This is a genomic window from Streptomyces sp. (assembly GCF_019510245.1).
In the GTDB taxonomy this organism is placed as follows: Bacteria; Actinomycetota; Actinomycetes; order Streptomycetales; family Streptomycetaceae; genus Streptomyces.
This window is the reverse complement of record NZ_JAEKKT010000420.1, coordinates 1-2,444: the sequence shown is the minus strand read 5'-3', so window position 1 is coordinate 2,444 and position 2,444 is coordinate 1. Positions and strand designations below refer to the sequence as shown.

Sequence of the window (2,444 nt, the reverse complement as noted above, 5' to 3'; positions counted from 1 at the left end):
GCGGATGCGGCGGACGTACGGATCCGGAGCGATGTCGGTGGGCATGCGGTCGGTGACCATGAGGGGCTGCTGGGCACGGACCTCCCGCGCCGGGCCCCAACTCGGTTCCAGCAGGCGCCAGAGCTGCGCGGTGGGTTCGGCCGGGCCGACGATGGAGGAGCAGCGGCGACCGGAACGCCGGGCACGGTCGGCGAAGGCGCGGACGGCTCGGGGGGTCGCGCAGATCGGGACCAGGTTGGCGCCGGCGTAGCAGAGGGACGTGAGCATGCCGTCCTCGTACCAGCCCCACATCTCGCCGCCGAGCCGCCACGGGTCGAGGCCGGCGACCTGAACCCTCGACGTCACGAAGGCGTTCGCGACCGGATCGCGGTCGAGCACGGCGAGCGCGGCATCCAGGTCGCTCGGTTCGAGGACCCGGGAGGTCGTCTGGGTCAACACGGGCGGGGCCTCACACTGGGGTCTGCTGATCTCCGCACTGTACCTGCGGAAGCTGAGCCGTGCCGCCCCCGGTTCAGAGGCCGTTCGCTGCAGACACAGCCGACCCGCGCTGATATGAACGTCGGATGATCTCGACCCCTGTGCGATCCGACGCCCGGACATGGCCCGATGAGCAGCTCGCGGAGTTGTTCAGCGAGGGCTTCCCCGCGTTCATCACCGCCGACCGGCTGGTGAAGGAGCACATCGGCCGGGTACGGGAGTTCTTCGCGGGGCTGGATCTGATGCTGCTGGACGCGGACGGGGTACCCGTCGCCGCCGGGTGGGCGGTACCGCTGCGGTGGGACGGCCGGGCCGGCGCGCTGCCCTCGGGATACACGGACGCGCTGGTGCGGGCCGTCGAGGGGCATGAGCAGGGCGTCGACCCCGACACCCTGGTGATCTGCGGGGCGATCGTCACCCCGTCGCTCAAGGGGCAGGGGCTCGCCGGGCGGATGCTCACCGCCTTGCGGGAGGCCGGACACGACGCGGGGCTGGCACGGGTCATCGCGCCCGTGCGGCCCACGACCAAGGCCCGCTATCCGCTGACGCCCATCGAGTCGTTCCTGCGCTGGCGGCGGGAGGACGGGACCGCCCTCGATCCCTGGATCCGGACCCACGAACGGCTCGGCGCCCGGATCCTCGCCCCGGCCCCCGTCTCACAGACGATGACCGGCACCGTCGCCGAGTGGGAGGGCTGGACGGACCTCGCCCTCCCCGAATCCGGCGACTACGTCATCCCGGACGGGCTGAGTGTGCTGCGGATCGACCGGGACGCCGACGTCGGCCGCTATCAGGAGCCGAACGTCTGGATGCGGCACCGGTGAGCCACAGGCGTCAGCCCGCGACCGACACCGACGGCTCGCCGGAGGCGATGCCCTCCGCCTCCATCTGCTCGGCGATCTTCATCGCCTCTTCGATGAGGGTCTCCACGATCTTCGACTCGGGGACGGTCTTGATGACCTCGCCCTTGACGAAGATCTGGCCCTTGCCGTTGCCGGAGGCGACGCCGAGGTCGGCCTCGCGGGCCTCGCCGGGGCCGTTCACCACGCAGCCCATGACCGCGACGCGCAGCGGGACCTCCATGCCGGTCAGGCCCGCGGTGACCTCTTCGGCCAGCTTGTAGACGTCGACCTGGGCGCGACCGCAGGACGGGCAGGAGACGATCTCCAGGCCCCGCTGCTTGAGATTCAGGGACTCCAGGATCTGGTTGCCGACCTTGACCTCCTCGACCGGCGGGGCGCTCAGCGACACCCGGATGGTGTCGCCGATGCCCTGGGAGAGCAGCGCGCCGAAGGCCACGGCCGACTTGATCGTGCCCTGGAAGGCGGGGCCGGCCTCGGTCACGCCGAGGTGCAGCGGGTAGTCGCACTGGGCGGCGAGCTGGCGGTACGCCTCGACCATGACGACCGGGTCGTTGTGCTTGACCGAGATCTTGATGTCCCGGAAGTCGTGCTCCTCGAAGAGGGAGGCCTCCCACAGGGCGGACTCGGCCAGCGCCTCGGGGGTCGCCTTGCCGTACTTCTGGAGCAGCCGACGGTCCAGCGAACCCGCGTTGACCCCGATCCGGATCGGCGTGCCGTGGTCCTTAGCGGCCCGCGCGATCTCTTTGACCTTGTCGTCGAACTGCTTGATGTTGCCGGGATTGACGCGTACGGCCGCACAGCCGGCCTCGATCGCCGCGAACACGTACTTGGGCTGGAAGTGGATGTCCGCGATCACCGGGATCTGCGACTTGCGCGCGATGGTCGCCAGCGCGTCCGCGTCGTCCTGCGTGGGACAGGCGACGCGGACGATCTGGCAGACGGAGGCGGTGAGCTCGGCGATCTGCTGGAGCGTGGCGCCGATGTCGGAGGTACGCGTCGTCGTCATCGACTGCACCGACACCGGGGCCCCGCCCCCGATCGCCACCGGTCCGACGTGGATCTGCCGCGACAGGCGCCGCTCGGCGATCGGCCGGACCGGTACCT

Annotated in this window: 3 protein-coding genes; 1 reads left to right on the top strand and 2 read right to left on the bottom strand. The window is 70.7% G+C overall.

Annotated features, from left to right (window positions below; all coding sequences use genetic code 11):
* Positions 1-438: DUF4081 domain-containing protein (locus JF597_RS53265; protein WP_294014220.1), on the bottom strand; the 438-nt coding region annotated here is incomplete at its 3' end.
* A gap of 125 nt (positions 439-563) precedes the next feature.
* Here JF597_RS53265 and JF597_RS53260 point away from each other — a divergent pair.
* Positions 564-1,301, top strand: coding sequence for a hypothetical protein (locus tag JF597_RS53260; protein WP_294014218.1), 738 nt, complete (start codon positions 564-566; stop codon positions 1,299-1,301).
* Positions 1,302-1,311: 10 nt separating this feature from the next.
* Here JF597_RS53260 and ispG read toward each other — a convergent pair.
* The coding region (gene ispG, locus JF597_RS53255) for a flavodoxin-dependent (E)-4-hydroxy-3-methylbut-2-enyl-diphosphate synthase (protein WP_294014216.1) at positions 1,312-2,444 on the bottom strand (1,133 nt) is incomplete at its 5' end.

What these genes read in the sequence shown, in the direction of transcription:
- JF597_RS53260 (WP_294014218.1), top strand. Translation starts at nt 564, where the DNA reads ATGATCTCGACCCCTGTGCGATCCGACGCCCGGACATGGCCCGATGAG.